At 62.7% G+C, this 15,343-nt stretch carries 16 protein-coding genes; 8 read left to right on the forward strand and 8 right to left on the reverse strand.

Annotated elements, in window-relative coordinates; translation table 11 throughout:
- The first annotated feature begins 8 nt into the window (after positions 1-8).
- The 6 genes from V3314_RS17955 to V3314_RS17980 all read left to right on the forward strand — a co-directional run bounded on the left by V3314_RS17955 (position 9) and on the right by V3314_RS17980 (position 3,137).
- A complete protein-coding gene (locus V3314_RS17955) occupies positions 9-452 on the forward strand; it encodes a YetF domain-containing protein (RefSeq protein WP_046613845.1) in 444 nt (147 codons plus the stop codon).
- 147 nt (positions 453-599) lie between these two features.
- Positions 600-1,064: a hemerythrin domain-containing protein gene (locus tag V3314_RS17960; protein WP_046613846.1), complete on the forward strand. Its 465-nt coding sequence runs from the start codon at positions 600-602 to the stop codon at positions 1,062-1,064.
- Positions 1,064-1,309 carry a hypothetical protein gene (locus V3314_RS17965; RefSeq protein ID WP_046613847.1) on the forward strand — a complete coding sequence of 82 codons (246 nt, stop codon included), beginning with the start codon at positions 1,064-1,066 and terminating at the stop codon, positions 1,307-1,309. The genes V3314_RS17960 and V3314_RS17965 overlap by 1 nt, the downstream gene beginning before the upstream one ends.
- 45 nt (positions 1,310-1,354) lie before the next feature.
- On the forward strand, positions 1,355-1,498 hold the full coding sequence (locus V3314_RS17970) for a hypothetical protein (RefSeq protein ID WP_153671047.1): 144 nt from the start codon (positions 1,355-1,357) through the stop codon (positions 1,496-1,498).
- 86 nt (positions 1,499-1,584) lie between these two features.
- The gene (locus V3314_RS17975; RefSeq protein ID WP_046613848.1) at positions 1,585-2,694 is read left to right on the forward strand and encodes a mechanosensitive ion channel family protein; all 1,110 of its coding nucleotides are present in this window, start codon (positions 1,585-1,587) and stop codon (positions 2,692-2,694) included.
- Between the two features lie 107 nt (positions 2,695-2,801).
- Positions 2,802-3,137, forward strand: a complete 336-nt coding sequence (locus V3314_RS17980) for a hypothetical protein (protein ID WP_196174532.1) — start codon at positions 2,802-2,804, stop codon at positions 3,135-3,137.
- Positions 3,138-3,155: 18 nt separating this feature from the next.
- Here the strand turns inward: V3314_RS17980 and xth are convergent, their stop codons facing one another.
- The 6 genes from xth to V3314_RS18010 form a co-directional block, all read right to left on the reverse strand.
- The gene (gene xth / locus V3314_RS17985; RefSeq protein WP_196174531.1) at positions 3,156-3,950 is read right to left on the reverse strand and encodes an exodeoxyribonuclease III; all 795 of its coding nucleotides are present in this window, start codon (positions 3,948-3,950) and stop codon (positions 3,156-3,158) included.
- On the reverse strand, positions 3,947-4,189 hold the full coding sequence (locus V3314_RS17990; RefSeq protein ID WP_003257678.1) for a hypothetical protein: 243 nt from the start codon (positions 4,187-4,189) through the stop codon (positions 3,947-3,949). The genes xth and V3314_RS17990 overlap by 4 nt, the downstream gene beginning before the upstream one ends.
- Before the next feature lie 420 nt (positions 4,190-4,609).
- A complete protein-coding gene (locus V3314_RS17995; protein WP_046613850.1) occupies positions 4,610-5,224 on the reverse strand; it encodes a hypothetical protein in 615 nt (204 codons plus the stop codon).
- A 489-nt stretch (positions 5,225-5,713) separates the two neighbouring features.
- The gene (locus tag V3314_RS18000; protein ID WP_338459421.1) at positions 5,714-7,063 is read right to left on the reverse strand and encodes an MFS transporter; all 1,350 of its coding nucleotides are present in this window, start codon (positions 7,061-7,063) and stop codon (positions 5,714-5,716) included.
- Between the two features lie 53 nt (positions 7,064-7,116).
- A complete protein-coding gene (locus tag V3314_RS18005; RefSeq protein ID WP_338459423.1) occupies positions 7,117-8,187 on the reverse strand; it encodes a C45 family peptidase in 1,071 nt (356 codons plus the stop codon).
- A gap of 116 nt (positions 8,188-8,303) precedes the next feature.
- Positions 8,304-9,233, reverse strand: coding sequence for a LysR family transcriptional regulator (locus V3314_RS18010; RefSeq protein ID WP_108479831.1), 930 nt, complete (start codon positions 9,231-9,233; stop codon positions 8,304-8,306).
- Between the two features lie 245 nt (positions 9,234-9,478).
- On the opposite strand from V3314_RS18010, the gene V3314_RS18015 reads away from it, so the two are divergent.
- Together V3314_RS18015 and V3314_RS18020 are read left to right on the forward strand one after the other, a co-directional pair.
- On the forward strand, positions 9,479-11,200 hold the full coding sequence (locus V3314_RS18015) for an amidohydrolase (protein ID WP_338459425.1): 1,722 nt from the start codon (positions 9,479-9,481) through the stop codon (positions 11,198-11,200).
- 214 nt (positions 11,201-11,414) lie between these two features.
- Positions 11,415-12,212: a formate/nitrite transporter family protein gene (locus V3314_RS18020; RefSeq protein ID WP_338459426.1), complete on the forward strand. Its 798-nt coding sequence runs from the start codon at positions 11,415-11,417 to the stop codon at positions 12,210-12,212.
- Positions 12,213-12,380: 168 nt separating this feature from the next.
- Here V3314_RS18020 and V3314_RS18025 read toward each other — a convergent pair whose 3' ends face one another.
- Together V3314_RS18025 and ercA are read right to left on the reverse strand one after the other, a co-directional pair.
- Entirely contained in the window at positions 12,381-14,108 is a 1,728-nt protein-coding gene (locus V3314_RS18025) for a NahK/ErcS family hybrid sensor histidine kinase/response regulator (protein WP_338459427.1), read from the reverse strand.
- Positions 14,092-15,255 carry an alcohol dehydrogenase-like regulatory protein ErcA gene (gene ercA / locus V3314_RS18030; RefSeq protein WP_108479827.1) on the reverse strand — a complete coding sequence of 388 codons (1,164 nt, stop codon included), beginning with the start codon at positions 15,253-15,255 and terminating at the stop codon, positions 14,092-14,094. The genes V3314_RS18025 and ercA overlap by 17 nt, the downstream gene beginning before the upstream one ends.
- Positions 15,256-15,343: the final 88 nt, after the last annotated feature.

Genomic DNA, 15,343 nt, shown 5'->3' on the forward strand with positions numbered 1-15,343 from the left:
AGCGCGCCATGGACTCCATTCTTCGTGCGACAGGCATGTACATCGCGCTGATGCTGCTGTTTCGCGTGGCTGGCAGGCGCTCGCTGGCAGACCTCACCACCTTCGACTTCGTCCTGCTGCTGATCATCGGCGAAGCAACCCAGCAGGCATTGCTCGGCGAGGACTTCTCGTTCACCAACGCCATGCTGGTGATCGCCACGCTGATCGTCCTGGATGTCGGCCTGTCGCTGGCCAAGCTCAATTCCAGGCGCCTGGCCCGGCTGGTCGATGGCCACGCGACACTGGTCGTGGATCGAGGTCGCTTTCTCCACCACCGAATGCGGCGGGCGCGGCTGACCGAGGACGACATTCTCGAATCGGCTCGGGACAGCCAGGGAATCGAAAGCGTCGAGCAGATCAAGTTCGCCATCGTCGAGCGCAACGGCAAGATCTCGATCATTGCGCAGGAATGACCCTGCCCGGCCGGTGCAACCTGCGCGGGACCTCGTGCGGCTGGCCTCCCACACACCGGTACGTTGATCATCCGCTTTGAACCTTGGCGCCCGCCCCCTACTCCATCGAAGGCAATCGTGATTTTTCCAACCCCGAAGAGGTGTTGCATGAACGCTATCGAATTGTTGATCCAGGACCATGAGCTGGTGAAGAAGCTGCTGGAGGAACTCTCCTCCACCACCGAGCGCGCGGTGAAGAAACGCGCCGAGTTGCTTGAACGCATCAAGCAGGAAGTGACAATCCACACCGCTCTGGAAGAAGAAATCCTGTATCCGGCCATCAAGCAGGCCGGCGGCAAGGAAGAAGCGAAGATGTATTACGAAGCCAAGGAAGAGCACCGCACCGTAGATTCGCTGGTGCTGCCGGACCTGCTGCAAACCGAGACCGGCACCGTCGAGTTTGCCGGGCGGGTCAAGGTGATGAAGGAGCTGCTGGAACACCATATCGAGGAAGAAGAAAGCGAGCTGTTCCCGACTGCCCGCAAGCTGCTGGGCAAGCAGCAGCTGGATGAGCTCGGCCAGGCCATGGAGGCGCAGAAGAAACTGCTCAAAGGCGAACAGCGTGCCGCGTGATGGAGGCCTGGATCGACTTTCTTGAATGGCCCGCCATGGCCCTGACGGTACTTGCCGCCTGGTGCATCGGCTCACGGCGCCCAGGCCGGCGCAAGCTGGGCTTCTGCTGCTTCATTGGCAGCAATGTACTGTGGGCCGTGTGGGGGTGGCAGGCGCAGGCCTGGGCGCTGATCATCCTGCAGGGTTGCCTGTGCGCCATGAACCTGCGGGGCTGGAAGAAAAACACCGCAGTGGAATCCGGCTGAACGCCTGAACACATGCCTGATAGCCCGACAGCGAGGAACCAGACCATGATCGAACCCAACCACCCCGACCCTTACGTGGACGACGTACCACACAACCCAGGCGAGCCCGTGCCTGAACAGGAGCAGGAGCAGGAAGCACCCGACTGGCCCGAAGGCCAGGTGCCGCCAGAGGAGCAGTCCGACGGCTGAGGCTCACCGATCCAGCGGCATTGCCTGCTTCACCGGCAATGCCGCTCCCCCAGTCACCCGGTCCCACGCAAGGAGGCAAATGTCTCATGAGTGATCGCATCATCGCCTTGTTCACCGATACCACACTGTTTGGAGTTTCCGTTCTCAACCTGTTGCTGGCGCTGACGGTAGCCGTGCTGACATTCCTCGTGGCGCGGGCGGCCATCAGTTTCATGCTGCATCGGGTCAGGCGCTGGTCCGAGCACGACGGCGCGCTCAGCCACGTACTGGCCAAGGTGCTTGCCGGAACCAGCAACTTTCTGCTGTTCCTTGCCTCGCTGCTGGTGGGCCTGAGCATGCTCGACCTGCCCGAGCGCTGGCTGACCCGGGTTGGTAGCCTGTGGTTCGTGGTCGCGGCATTGCAGATAGGGCTATGGGCCAACCGCGCCATCGGCCTTGGCCTGAGTCGCTACTTCGCCCGGCATCGCACCGACGGGTTGAACCAGGGCAGCGCGCTGGCCACGCTGTCGGCATGGGGCGCGCGCGTATTGTTGTGGTCAGTGGTGCTGCTGGCGATGCTCTCCAACCTGGGCGTGAACATCACCGCCTTCGTCGCCAGTCTGGGGGTAGGCGGTATCGCTGTTGCACTGGCCGTGCAGAACATCCTCGGCGACCTGTTCGCCTCGCTATCCATCGCCGTGGACAAGCCGTTCGAGGTGGGCGACTTCATCGTCATCGGCCCCCTGGCCGGCACGGTGGAACACGTGGGGCTGAAGACCACACGCATCCGCAGCCTGGGCGGCGAGCAGATCGTCATGGCCAACGCCAGCATGATCAGCAGCACCATCCAGAACTACAAGCGCCTGCAGGAACGACGAATCGTGTTCGAGTTCGGCCTGTCCTACGACACGCCAACCGAGGCCGTGAAGAAAGCACCCGCTATCGTCGAGGAAGCGATCAAGGCACAGCAGCAGGTGCGCTTCGACCGTGCCCACCTGCGCGGCTTCGGCAAGGAAGCGCTGGAATTCGAGTGCGTGTACATCGTCAAGGACCCCGGCTACAACCTGTACATGGACATCCAGCAAGCGATCAATTTCCACCTGCTCGAGCGCTTCTCGAAGGTTGGTGCCAAGTTCGCCGTACCGGTACGCGCGATCAAGGTCACGGCCTTGCCAGAGGAATCGAAGCGAGGGCCTCAAAGCATTCACGTGGGATAACCCACCGCGGTGCATTTCAGCGCCCCATGCATTCCGTCGAATAAACGGCACGGTCGCGGACGATGCTGGCCGAACAGAAGGTGACCCATCTGCAAAGGAGCATCGCCATGAAGATATTGAAGCCTCATTCGTTACTGCTCGCACTGTGCCTGGGGGCCAGCGCACCTGTGGTGTTTGCAGCCACCGACCTGAACGATCAGCGTGCCCCTGGCACGCAACCGCATGACAGCGGGCATATGAACGGCCAAGGTGGAGCGACTGGTTCCGGCACGCCTGCGGATGCCATGGGCACGGGCTCTGGCGGCACCGATAGCAATGATACTGACAATACCGGTGGCGATGGCACTACCGACCGATCGGGTAGTGACAGCAATGGATCGGAACGCGGCAACGGGACCGGAGGCTCCGGTGGTTCGGGCTCCAGCGGTAGTTCCGGTAGTTGAAGGTTCGCTCGAACTGCCCTACGGCCGACGACGCGTGCTCAGCTCGATCCACACTGGTGCATGGTCGCTGGCCTTGGGTTCGTTACGCACCCAGGCATCGACGCCTGCTTGCTTCAGGTAAGGCGCGAGTTCGGGGTTGAGCAGCAGGTGGTCGATACGTAACCCGGCATTGCGGGCCCAGTGGTTGCGGAAGTAATCCCAAAAGGTATAGATGCGTTCGTCCGGATACAGATGGCGGATGGCGTCGACCCAACCTTGCTGAAGCAGTTTCTGGTAGCACGCGCGTGATTCGGGCTGCAGCAGCGCGTCCTTCATCCAGGAGCGCGTGTTGTAGATATCCATGTCGGTAGGCACCACATTGAAATCACCCGCCAGCAGCGTGGGATGGTCACTGTCATGCAGCCCTTTCACATGGGCGATCAGGCTTTCGAACCAGCGGAGCTTGTAATCGAATTTCGGCCCCGGTTGCGGGTTGCCGTTCGGCAGATACAGGCATGCAACCAGCACTCCCTGCACCGCTGCCTCGAGGTAGCGGCTCTGGTTGTCGTCCTCCATGCCGGGCAGGCCACGACGTACTTCCAGCGGTTCGCTGCCCCGCGCCAGAATGGCCACGCCGTTCCACGAAGGCTGCCCTTGGTAGAGGCAACCATAACCCGCCGCTTCGAGCGCCTGGCGAGGAAACTGCTGATCCGCCGCCTTGAGCTCCTGCAGGCAGGCAATGTCGGGCTTCTCCCGCTCCAGCCAGGCCAGCAGTGCCGGCAGCCGGCTACGAATGCCGTTGATGTTGAACGTGGCAATCTTCAGCGCTTTCATGCGTCGGGGTCGCTGACATGGGCCTGCACGGCATCTTCCAGGGCGCGCACATGGGCGTCATCAGCCAATGCCTTGAGTGCCAGCCAGTCGTCCCAATCGATCGCGCCATCGTCACGCAGGGCCTCGGCGGTGCGCAGCAGTTCATGGTGGTAGGCATCCGGCGACTCACGGCGGTAACTGATGTCGTCGTACTGGGCGTACCAGGCCTCGAGCTCGGGGATGCTGCGTTCAATGCTCATAAGGGAGCCCTCACAATGTCCTTTGCATTTAAGAGCCCTCCCCAGGCGCGACGTTCAAATTCAACGACACGGGCCTGCCATGTATGGCCATTGTTGAACTCCTGAAATTTCTCGACTGCCTGTTCCGGCCCTTTCGCGGGTAAGCCCGCTCCCACAGGGCATGTGCAAGTCTTGAGTACTGTGAAGATTTCGGGTGGGTGTACTACTGTCGCGCAGAGCAACAGATATCGCTCGTTTGGCGCGTCCTGGAGATCACCCAGCCCTTCCTCACTGCGCTGTCGAGCAGTGAACTCCGCCCGCAAGCCCGCCGCATTCGGTGTGGGAGCCGCCAGGCGAACCGCCCGGACGCTGCGCATGAAACGAGCTCGCCGCGAACCACGTTTCCCGGTTCGCGGCGCAATTGAAGCGTAATTCAGGCAATCAGGTAGGAATGCCTGCCAATCGCCAGACAGGCGCCGGGACCGGTTCGGCCTGGCTACGGTTGCGTGCCCACTGGGTCAGGGCAGCCATCATGACAAAGCCAAGCAGGATCAGTACCGGATAGGCCAGCAGCAACTCGGTCAGCGAGTATTTCCAGGCCAGTGGCCGGCCAACGCCCAGCATCGCCGCATACAGCCAGGACACACCCGACAGTGCGCCGGAGAAAAGCGCGAACATCCGCACGCCAAAATTAAGGTCCAGCAAGTTGCCCGCCTTGAGCAAGGCAGGCAATACATAACGATGCAACAACATGCCGTTGAAGGTCAGTAGCATGACAATAATGACCTTCGCTTGAAGTTTCGGATTGGCAAAATAGTTCATACCTTTATCAAGGTAGTCAATTCCAATCACTGCGGCGCCCGTGAGCCACAAGAATATCAGGGCATTGGCCACGGACTTCTGCAAGCTCGTCATATGCTTACTGTCATGCCCGGCCTCTTTATGACCTTTCAACAAGTTCCTGACCATCTCGGCGTCACTGGCGAACACCAGGCCGATGGCAATGCAACACGCCAGCAAATGAACGTAAATCACCGACAACCGCACCAGCTCCATGGATTCTTTCTGCCCGAACAGGCTAATAATTGTATTAATCTCCACGACGTTTTCTCCACGTAATGCGTTAGCGCTAGATGACTTTGCAATAGGCGTGCGAACGATTTAATCGCAGCGGCAAAGCCAAATTCGAATCGTTAAATGAAAAAGCAGATTGTTATTCAATACACACAGTGGCTCACCCGAAGAGCCTCGGTTGGTCATGGCATTGCTCCACTATTCGAAAAAAAAAGCCCCATGAGCATCCCTGCGATGCCGATGAGGTTGAACGTCCATAAGTTCTGGGGAAAGGCGCGAGGTGCGATCACATTGAAGGCACCTGCTGGCAAATAGGAGTCAGCGTCGCCCAAATCGTTCATTTCTCGAGCAAAACGACCGACAGGCGGTACACTAAATAAAGTTAGTTAGTTTGCTAAGTTATTGCAACTTGACCGAATGGAAAGTTTTACCAACAACTGGATCCAAACTTAGTAGATGTCTTTGAATGCTCTATCCCGCTGTTTCGCAGTTATCGCGTTGCAGGACACCACGCGCCCCGGCCGGCCCCTCCTCATCGATCTGCGCCATGCTCAACCGCGATGTCTCGCGCAGCATGAGCGAACACACCGCAACCAGTGCCAGGGCTCCCGCGCCATACAGCGCCACGCCCAGTGGGTCCTGGTTGGTGAGGATCAGGATTGCCGTAGCGATGCTCGACGCGGTACCTCCGCCCAGCGCGGCGCCGATCTGGTAGCTGGCCGAGATACCCGAATAGCGCATGCTGCGCGGGAACTGCTCGCCTAGGAAGGCTGGGATAGGCCCTTGGGTCGCGCCCATCAGCAGGCCAGTCAGGCTGTAGGCGCACAAGGCGATGGCGAAGCTCTCCATGCCCACCAGAGAAAAGAACACGAACAGCCCCAGAGCCATGGCCACTGCGCCGAACCCCATTACCGTACGCCGCCCCAAACGGTCCGACAGGTAGCCGAACAACGGCGCCGACAGCACGATAGCGACCGAAAGCGCCAAATCGAACATCAACGCCTCGGTACTGCCGAAGCCCACCTGCGTGGCGTAAGTCAGGAAGAAGGTGCTGCCGATGTAGGCGATGGTGCAGTAACCGAAGGCGATCCCGGTGCACAGCATCAGCTGCCGCGGACGTTGGCGCAGGGCCGCGGCCAACGGCGCATGTACTGGTTTGGTAACGGGCGTGGTGGCCGCTGCCGGTGCCTTCAGGCGCGCGTACAGGCCGATCAGCACCAGGGTGCCGCCCAGCCAGAACGGGATGCGCCAGGCGAAATCGACCAGGTTGTCGTCGAAGGCCGCGCTGACGATGGCGAACACCCCAGCCCCGAGGATGCCACCCACCCCGATGCCCATGCTTGTGAAACTACCCCACAGCCCGCGCCGCCCCGGTGGCGCAGACTCGATGCCGAACAGCGCGGCGCCGCCCCATTCCCCGCCTGCCGCAAAGCCTTGGACCAGGCGCAGCAGCACCAGCAGGATCGGCGCGGCCACGCCGACGCTGGCATGCCCGGGCAGGCAGCCGATGAGGAAGGTGCTCATGCCCATCAGCAGCAAGGTGGCAACCAGTACCTTCTGCCGGCCGATGCGGTCGCCGAAGTGGCCGAACACCAGACCACCCAACGGTCGGGCAAGAAAGCCCGCACCGAAAGCGCTGAAGGCCACCAGCGTGGCTGTCAGGTGGTCCATCTGCGGGAAGAACACCTGGGGAAACACCAGTGCGGCGGCAGTGCCGTAGATGATGAAGTCGTAGAATTCCAGCGCCGTCCCCAGTCCGGAGACGCAGAAGGTTCGCAAGGCGGAACGGGATGACGCAGGGCGGAAATGTTGCGCATGCATTGTTGTTGTTCTCGTTCAGCGGCGCCGCCTTGAGCTGGCAGCACCGGGTTGGCTCAGAAAGTGTCGAAGCCGGCCTTGGCCAGTTGCACGGGCGTGCCGGCCACGTATTGCAGGGCACAGCGTTCGGTGTCGATGCCGACGCTGAGCAAGGTTTCCCAGCGTTCGGTATCGGGCATGGCCATGTCCGGGTGGAAGCAGATCGGCGCCTTGTCGCCCTCGGCGCCGCACATGGCCTCGGCCCGGGCACGCAGGTCAGGGCTGGCCATCTGGCCGACCACCTGCTCGAGGTGGCCCAGGCGGCATTGGGTATCGGCATGGTCGGCGACCTGCTCGCCCAGGCTCAGCTGTGGGTCGAGGAAGTGATTGGTGTGCAGCAGCCAGCCGTCTTCCCGTGGCAGGACCAAGGCAGTGCGCGCGGGGCTCAATTCGATGCTGGCCGCACGCGGGCTGCGGTCCTGGCGGGAGAACACTGTCAACACGGTAGAGGCACTGACCCGCGCCGAACGGGCAAGCTCGATGGCCTCTTCGACACTGCTGGCCTCCTCCAGCAGGCGCCGGGCGATGGCGTGCACCGGCACACCACCACTGTCGTTGTCACTGGCGTGGTGGAGGATATTGAAGTGCAGGCCGAGGCCCGCGCTGTTCACACCAAGCTTGGCGAGCATGCCGAACTCGCAGAACAGCTTGACGTTCATGCCGCGCTCGGTGTGCAGCGCCAACATCAGGCCATGGGGGCACAGGCTGTCATGCCAATCCCAGGTCTGCAGGGTCTGCGGCGCACGCGCGCCACGGGGTGCATGCACGGTGGTCGAGCATTCGCTGTGGCGGGTTCGGGCCGCCAGTACTTCTGTGCGGGCGTTCAGGCTCGCCAGCTGCCACAGCGGCAGCTCGGCACCGCTGGCCATGCCGGCCACTTCAGCGGCCAGGCCCGGGCTCCAGGCTTCCAGGGCTGCCAAGCTGTTTTCGCCGATACGCTGTGCCTCACTCAAGGGCACGCCAACCCGCGGAAAAAAGCCCAGATACAGTGCAGTTATGGTACGGATCTGCTCGGCGAAGCGCGCACCAATCTGATGGCCACGCTCGAGGGGGTTGCGGATGTCGCTGACATGGGTGTGGATCTTCAAGGCGGGGAACTCCTGGTACAGGCCGCGGTGGTAGGCAAGCACCGCTAGCCTAACGAGGCATCCCCCAATCGATCATCGCCACAACCCGCACAACTTTTGTGCCCCGATGGAAAAACTCAGCCCCGTGCCAGCCTCTGCGCGCCCTGCCCGTGCAGGTGTTCATGCAGCAAGGCAATGAACGCCTGCACCTTGCGGGTATTGCGCCGGTGCGGCAAGTACAGCACGTGCACCCAGGGGCCGAACGCGCTCAGCGCCCGCCAGTAGTCGGGCATCACCTCCACCAGTTGCCCGCTGGCCAGGTAGGGGGCGGCACACCAGGTGGGTACGAATTGCAAGCCCTGCCCATCGAGCAGGCAGGCCAGCAGGAAGTCGAAGTTGTCGCTCACCAGCCGAGGGGTGGGCTGACGCACTCGCAGCGTCTGGCCGCCTTGTTCGATCCACCAGAAGCTGCGGTTGAGCAGCGGGTGGCGCAACAGCAGCCAGTCGTGCCGGGCATAGTTCTCCAGAGTGATCGCCTCGCCGTGACGGGCCAGGTAGGCAGGGCTGGCGCAAAGGATCACGCGGTTCTCGATCAGCGGCTGGGCGATCAGCTCCGGCTGGTCGGTGGGGCCGTCGCGCAGCGACAGGTCGTAGCCGCCATCGATCAGGTCTTCGTTGGCATCGTTGAGGTTGACCTCCAGGCGCACTTGCGGGTGCTCGCGCATGAAACGGCAACATACCTGGTTGAGAAACGCGGGGCCGAACGACGGCGGCGCGGTGATACGCAGGGTACCGCGCAGCGCGTGCTGCAATTGCTCCACCTCTTCGGTCACCCGCTGCAGGTGCATCAACGCTTGGCGCGCGCCTTCCAGGTACAAGGTGCCGGCCTCGGTCAGCGCCATGCGCCGGGTGGTACGTTCGAACAGGCGCACGCCCAGTTCGCTCTCCAGGTGCGCAACAGCCTTGGTGATGGCAGACGGCGTCTTGCCCAGTTGCTCGGCCGCACGGCTGAAGCTGCCGTGTTCGGCTGCAGCGACGAAGATGGTCAGGGCCATCATCTTGTCCATGGTTTCTTCCTGTTCGGCACAAACAGTGTGGATGATGCGAGGGTGGCGAGTATCTGCCCCTCCTATCAAACCCGCAAATGCCGGCGACTTGAATAGGCACGGCAAGGTCCCGCTGCTTGCATTCTGGCAAATACGGGCGCCGGATTCTTTCCCCATCACGAAAGAAGTTGTGCCTGCCCTCGCCTTTATCCGCACTTGCCCCCTGGCTAGTCTGCGGCGTCATCACGACAAGAACGAGGCACAGCATGAAGCAGCTCCTGAAGATGGCAATCAGCGCCGGCCTGGCCTGCACCTGCATGCCAGGTTTCGCGGCCGTGGACCTGATCCTGCACAACGCAAAGGTCTACACCGCCGAGCCCGGCCAACCCTTGCAGCAGGCCGTGGCCGTCGAAGGCGAGAAAATCGTCGCGGTAGGCTCCAACCAGGCCGTGCTACGCCTGAGGGCCGAAGGCACCCGGGTCATCGACCTGGGCGGCAAGGTACTGATGCCAGGCATGCTCGACGCCCACTCGCATGCCATCAAGGGTGGCCTGCAACTGGTGCTGGCCGACCTCGCTGGTGAGCAGGTTGCCCTGGACGAACTGGAACGGCGCCTGCGCCAGTGGCGCAGCGATGGCAAGGCCGTGCGCGGCGAGTTCCTTGTCGTCGGTGGTGTACCGGGCACCTACTGGAACGACATTCCGGCGCTGGAACAGCGCTTCAACCACGGCCAATGGGCCGCACAACCGATCCTGTTCGCCGCCAACGACATGCATACCGGCTGGGCCAACCAGGCCATGCTCAAGCGTGCCGCAATCGATGCCGATACCATCGCAGCCCTGCCTGCCGAGGCACGCAACACCATCGGCCAACACCCGGACGGGACACCGAACGGTTTCCTCGCCGATGCCAGCTACTACCCGGTGACCGACCTGCTGCCCGCGCTGCCCCATGCCACCCTGCTGAGCGCGGGGCGCATGGCCCTTGACCATTACAAGCAGCTGGGCATCACCGGCTGGATGGACCCGCTGGCCAACGAGCTACCGGGGGCCGATGTGAACAACCATTCGCTGGGCGTGTTGCCGGTATACAAGGACCTCTCCGCGCGCGGCGAGCTGACCGCCCACGTCGCCGCCCTGCTGATGGCCGATTCCAGGGCCCGCCCGGCCGACCTGGACGAACTGGACAAGGTACGTCGGCAATTTCTCGGCGTACACAACCTAACCCTGCCGGGCATAAAGGTGTTTGCCGACGGCGTTGCCGAAGCGCCAGCGCAAACGGCGGCGATGCTCGAGCCCTACAGCAACTCCGGCAAGCACGGTGAACTGCTGCTGGACCCGAAGCACTTTGGCGAGCTGGTCAGTGCCGCCGACGCCCGTGGCTGGCTGGTGCACGTGCACGCCATCGGCGACCGCGCCGTGCGCGAGGCGCTCAACGGCATCGAGCAGGCACGGCGTGATCGCCACAGCGGCATCCCCCACTCCATCACCCACTTGCAGATGGTCAACCCCACGGAATACGCCCGTTTCAAGCAGCTCGACGTGATTGCAGCAATGCAGCTGTACTGGGCCAGCGCCGACCAATCGAACATGGAGCTGGTCAAGCCGTACGTGAACGCCATGGCCTTCATGCACACGTTCCCGGCCCGTTCGCTGCTCAAGCATGGCGCCACCCTTGCTGGCGCCAGCGACTGGCCGATCACCACACCGGACCCTTGGCAGGCGATCTACCAGGCCATCAGCCGCAAGGGGCCTAAAGGTGTGCTCAACGCTGCTGAAGCCATCGACCGCCAGGTAATGTTCCAGGCCTATACCCTCAACGCCGCCCGCGCCATGCGCCTGGAGCAGCAGATCGGTTCGCTCAAGGTTGGCAAGCAAGCCGACATGATCGTGGTTGACCGCGACGTGCTCGACGTCGATGCCGAAACGCTGCGCGATACCCAGGTGCTGCAGACCTGGTTTGCCGGGAAGCTGATCTATGCGCGCTGACCTGCGGGCCTCATCGACGCGGTCTATCAGCTCATCCATTCCATCGATTTGACCGCGTCAAATTGCCTCATGTAGCTTGCCGCCCTCTTCGCCGCTGGCCCGAAGCTGGGTGTCACACCTTTCGCGCAAGCGGCGCAGCCTACCCCGTACTGATCAAGCCCCACCACGGCGTGCATGCCAGTTGCATCGCCGTCACTGTGTTCGAGTTTCCGAAATGTCCGTCAACAGCCCCACCCGTATCACCGAGCTCGTCATCGAGAGCGGCGTCAAAAAAGCCCATCTATCCACCCATGCGACGCTGGTCCTGGGGTTTCTCGCAGGTGCATTCATTTCGCTGGGGTTTCTCCTGGCTATCCACGTCAGCACCATGATCCCGGTACAGTGGGCCTCGTTCGGCACACTGCTGGGCGCCGCGGTATTTCCCATCGGCCTGATCCTGGTGATCCTGGCCGGTGGCGAACTGCTCACCGGCAACATGATGAGCTTGCCCTTGGCGATGTTCGCCCGGCGCATCGGCCCAGGCGCCGTGGCGCGCAACTGGCTGCTGGTGACCCTCGCCAACCTGTTCGGTGCACTGTTCGTTGCCGGGTGCTTCGGTCACCTGCTGGGCCTGACCGAGGGGGCCTACCTGAACAAGATGTTGGCGGCTGCGACCAGCAAGACCAACGCCGACTTCCTCCACGCTTTCGTGTCCGGAATCGGCTGCAACTGGCTGGTGTGCCTGGCAGTGTGGCTGTCGTATGCCAGCCGTGAAATGAGCGGCAAGATTCTCGGCATCTGGTTCCCGATCATGGCGTTCGTCGCCATCGGTTTCCAGCACGTGGTGGCCAACATGTTCCTGATTCCGGCAGCGATCTTTGCCGGGTACTTGAGCTGGGGGCAGTTGGTGGAGAACCTGGTGGCCGTGTTCCTTGGGAATGCGGTGGGTGGGGCGATCTTCGTGGGGTTGGCGTATTACGTGTCCTACGGTGTGCCATCGCAGGAAGCGTGCGAGGTGCAGCGCGCGCAGTAGAGCTCCCATTTCGGGAACAGCCACCTGGCATTGCGCGCCCCCCCTGTAGGAGCAGCCTTGTGCTGCGAAGAGGCCCGTACTGATTATGCATATCTGTTGCCTGTACCGGCCTCTTCGCAGCACAAAGCTGCTCCTGCAAAGGCCCGCGCAAGACCATGGGATCAAGCTTCAGCCCAGCAACTGGCTCAACACCGCTCGCAACTTCCCCGGTTTGACGGGCTTGTTCAGCAACGGCGCACCGAGCTTGTTCAAGGAGCGTCGGCACTGATCGCTGCGGTCGGCGGTGATGATCACCGCGGGTATGGCGGCGCCGAAATGTTCACGCAAGTGCCTGACCACCTCGCAGCCGACAACACCGTGGTCCAGGTGAAAGTCCGCCAGGATCAATTCCGGTGCCCGCCCCTGCAATGCCAGCAGGGCGCCAACCTGGTCGGTCGCGGTAACCACTTCGCAGCCCCACTGCCCGAGCAGAGCGCCCATGCTCTCGAGGATGCTCACTTCGTTGTCCAGTACCAGCAGGCGGCGGCCTGGCAACGGGTTGCCTGCGCCAAACTGCGGCGCGGCCTGATGGATAGGCAGCGGCATGGCTTCGCCGATCGGCACATCGATGCTGAACATCGAGCCACGCCCCGGCCACGAACGCACCCCGACGCGGTAGCCTAGAATCTTGGCGATCCGCTCGACGATCGCCAGCCCCAGGCCCACACCCTTGCGGTCGGCGGCGCGGCCTACGTCCAGTTGGTTGAACTCGAGAAATATGGCCTGCAGCCGATCCGCCGCGATGCCCCGCCCGGTATCCCACACCTCCAGGCGCAAGTGATCGCCGCGGCGCCGGGCCCCCAGCAGGATCCTGCCCTCGTCGGTATAACGGCAGGCGTTGCTGAGAAAGTTGCGCAGGATACGCGTCATCAGCCGCAGGTCGGTACTGATGGCGTAGTCGCCAATGCGCGCGCGCAGCTTCAGGCCTGCAGCATCGGCCACCGTGCGAAACTCCGAGACCAGCGGCCCGAACAGTTCGTCGAGGCGGTACAGCGCCACGTCCGGCTTGACCGCCGCCTGGTCGAGCCGGGAAATGTCCAGCAGGTCGGTCAGCAGGTCTTCGGCGCCCTCCAGGGCCTGGTGGGTACGCTCCACCAGCACCTTTTCCGCGTCTGGCAGTGGCCTTTCGCGCAAGGTCGAAATCAGCAGCCGCGCGGCATTCAGCGGTTGCAGCAGGTCATGGCTGGCGGCAGCGAGGTACTTGTCCTTGCTGCGGTTGGCGGTTTCCGCGGCGTCGCGGGCATCGCGCAGGGCGCGGGCGATCTGTTTGCGCTCGGCGATCTGTTGTTGCAGGTTGCGGTTGGCCTCAAGCAGTTCATCGGTGCGGGCGGCCACCCGTTGCTCAAGTTCGTCATTCAGTTGCTGCAGGCGCTGCTGGGCCAGCTTGCGTTCGGTGATGTCGGCGACAAACCCTTCCACCAGCCCTTCCTGGCCGGGCTTGAGCAACAGGTTCATCAGCACATCGAGGTGGCTGCCATCCTTGCGCCGCAAGCGGGTTTCATAGCCGTGCAGGCTGCGTTCACGGGCGAGGGTCGCGGTGATGGCGTGCAGCTCCTCGGCCCCGCCGACAAACAGGTTGGCGGCAAGGTCCGTCAGCGGAAACAGCAACGCTTGCGGGTTGTCGTAACCGAGCATGCGTGCCAACGCCGGGTTGGCGGCACGCATGCCGTCTTGCAGGCTGGCCTGGAAAATCCCGTGCACGGCGTTTTCGAACAGCCATTTGTAGCGGTTGCGTTCGGCCTCCAGTTCGTCCAGGCGTGCCGCCAGCTCCGGGTAATGGCTCTTGCGTGCCGAGTGGTCGCCCAGCCCCAGCAACCCGGCCAGCGCCCGTTGCTGCTCGTCAGAGGGCCTCGCCATAGACCACCTCGACATCACGCTGGCTCGACGCACGCGGGTTGGTGAGGATGCACGGGTCATCCATCGCATGTTGCGACAGGAACGGGATATCGGCCGTGCGTACCCCGTGCAGGCCCAGGGTTTCGTGGAAGCCGATGGCATGCTTCAGGGCGATCAGGTGCTCCACCAGGCGCGCGCAGATCTGCTTGTGGTTGAGGCCACGGCAGTCGATACCCAGCACTTCGGCAATCACCTTGAAACGCTCCGGTGCCGAGCTGTAGTTGAACGCCACCACGTGCTCCACCAGCACCGCATTGCACAAACCATGCGGCAGGTCGAGGAACCCGCCCAGGCTGTGCGACATGGCGTGGACCGCCCCCAGGATCGCATTGGAAAACGCCAGCCCCGCCTGCATGCTGCCCAGCATGATCTTCTCGCGCAGGGCGATATCGGTGGGGTTGGCGATCATTTCCACCAGGTTGCCGTTGATCAGGCGCATGGCCTCCAGCGCATGGGGGTCGGTCAGCGGGCCGTGGCCGGTGGAAACGAAGGCTTCGATGGCATGCACCAGCGCATCGATACCGGTGCAGGCCGACAGGAACGGGTCCATGCTCAGGGTGGTTTGCGGGTCGATCAGCGACACGTCCGGCACCACCGCCTTGCTGACGATGGAGAACTTCATGCGCTCCTGCTGGTTGGAAATGATCACGAACTGCGACACGTCCGCCGAGGTGCCAGCCGTGGTCGGGATCAGGATCAGCGGCGGGCTGGGCACGCGGATCATGTCCACGCCTTCGAATTCGAGGATGCTGCGCCCGTGGGCGACCACGATGCCGATGGCCTTGCCGCAATCCATCGGGCTGCCGCCGCCGACTGCGACAATCACATCACAGTGGTTCTGCCGGTAGATCTCGGCACCGAGCATCACCTCTTCGACCCGCGGGTTGGGCGATACGGCGCTGTACAGACAGTAGTCGATACCCTGGGCCTGCAGGCTGGCCTCCACGTCCGCCACCCAACCGGCGGCGATCACACCGGGGTCGCTGACCACCAGCACCTTGCGCGCACCGAAGGTCTTGGCGTAATTGGCGACATTGTGCCGGCAGCCGGCACCAAAGATGATCTCGGGCGAAACGAACTTGCGAAGCGGGCTGAAACTCTGGCTCATCGGGAAGCCTGTTCTTATTGTTCTGGAAGGTAACCGCCAGCGTAAAGCATCCCGTAGCGAAAGCAACCAGACCAAAGCGTGACCACGG

It is taken from the genome of Pseudomonas sp. TE3-3-F2023 (assembly GCF_036784815.1).
Classification (GTDB): Bacteria; Pseudomonadota; Gammaproteobacteria; order Pseudomonadales; family Pseudomonadaceae; genus Aquipseudomonas; species Aquipseudomonas pudica.

What these genes read in the sequence shown, in the direction of transcription:
- V3314_RS17955 (WP_046613845.1), top strand. Translation starts at nt 9, where the DNA reads ATGGACTCCATTCTTCGTGCGACAGGCATGTACATCGCGCTGATGCTG.
- V3314_RS17960 (WP_046613846.1), top strand. Translation starts at nt 600, where the DNA reads ATGAACGCTATCGAATTGTTGATCCAGGACCATGAGCTGGTGAAGAAG.
- V3314_RS17965 (WP_046613847.1), top strand. Translation starts at nt 1,064, where the DNA reads ATGGAGGCCTGGATCGACTTTCTTGAATGGCCCGCCATGGCCCTGACG.
- V3314_RS17970 (WP_153671047.1), top strand. Translation starts at nt 1,355, where the DNA reads ATGATCGAACCCAACCACCCCGACCCTTACGTGGACGACGTACCACAC.
- V3314_RS17975 (WP_046613848.1), top strand. Translation starts at nt 1,585, where the DNA reads ATGAGTGATCGCATCATCGCCTTGTTCACCGATACCACACTGTTTGGA.
- V3314_RS17980 (WP_196174532.1), top strand. Translation starts at nt 2,802, where the DNA reads ATGAAGATATTGAAGCCTCATTCGTTACTGCTCGCACTGTGCCTGGGG.
- xth (WP_196174531.1), bottom strand. Translation starts at nt 3,950, where the DNA reads ATGAAAGCGCTGAAGATTGCCACGTTCAACATCAACGGCATTCGTAGC.
- V3314_RS17990 (WP_003257678.1), bottom strand. Translation starts at nt 4,189, where the DNA reads ATGAGCATTGAACGCAGCATCCCCGAGCTCGAGGCCTGGTACGCCCAG.
- V3314_RS17995 (WP_046613850.1), bottom strand. Translation starts at nt 5,224, where the DNA reads ATGGAGCTGGTGCGGTTGTCGGTGATTTACGTTCATTTGCTGGCGTGT.
- V3314_RS18000 (WP_338459421.1), bottom strand. Translation starts at nt 7,063, where the DNA reads ATGCATGCGCAACATTTCCGCCCTGCGTCATCCCGTTCCGCCTTGCGA.
- V3314_RS18010 (WP_108479831.1), bottom strand. Translation starts at nt 9,233, where the DNA reads ATGGACAAGATGATGGCCCTGACCATCTTCGTCGCTGCAGCCGAACAC.
- V3314_RS18015 (WP_338459425.1), top strand. Translation starts at nt 9,479, where the DNA reads ATGAAGCAGCTCCTGAAGATGGCAATCAGCGCCGGCCTGGCCTGCACC.
- V3314_RS18020 (WP_338459426.1), top strand. Translation starts at nt 11,415, where the DNA reads ATGTCCGTCAACAGCCCCACCCGTATCACCGAGCTCGTCATCGAGAGC.
- V3314_RS18025 (WP_338459427.1), bottom strand. Translation starts at nt 14,108, where the DNA reads ATGGCGAGGCCCTCTGACGAGCAGCAACGGGCGCTGGCCGGGTTGCTG.
- ercA (WP_108479827.1), bottom strand. Translation starts at nt 15,255, where the DNA reads ATGAGCCAGAGTTTCAGCCCGCTTCGCAAGTTCGTTTCGCCCGAGATC.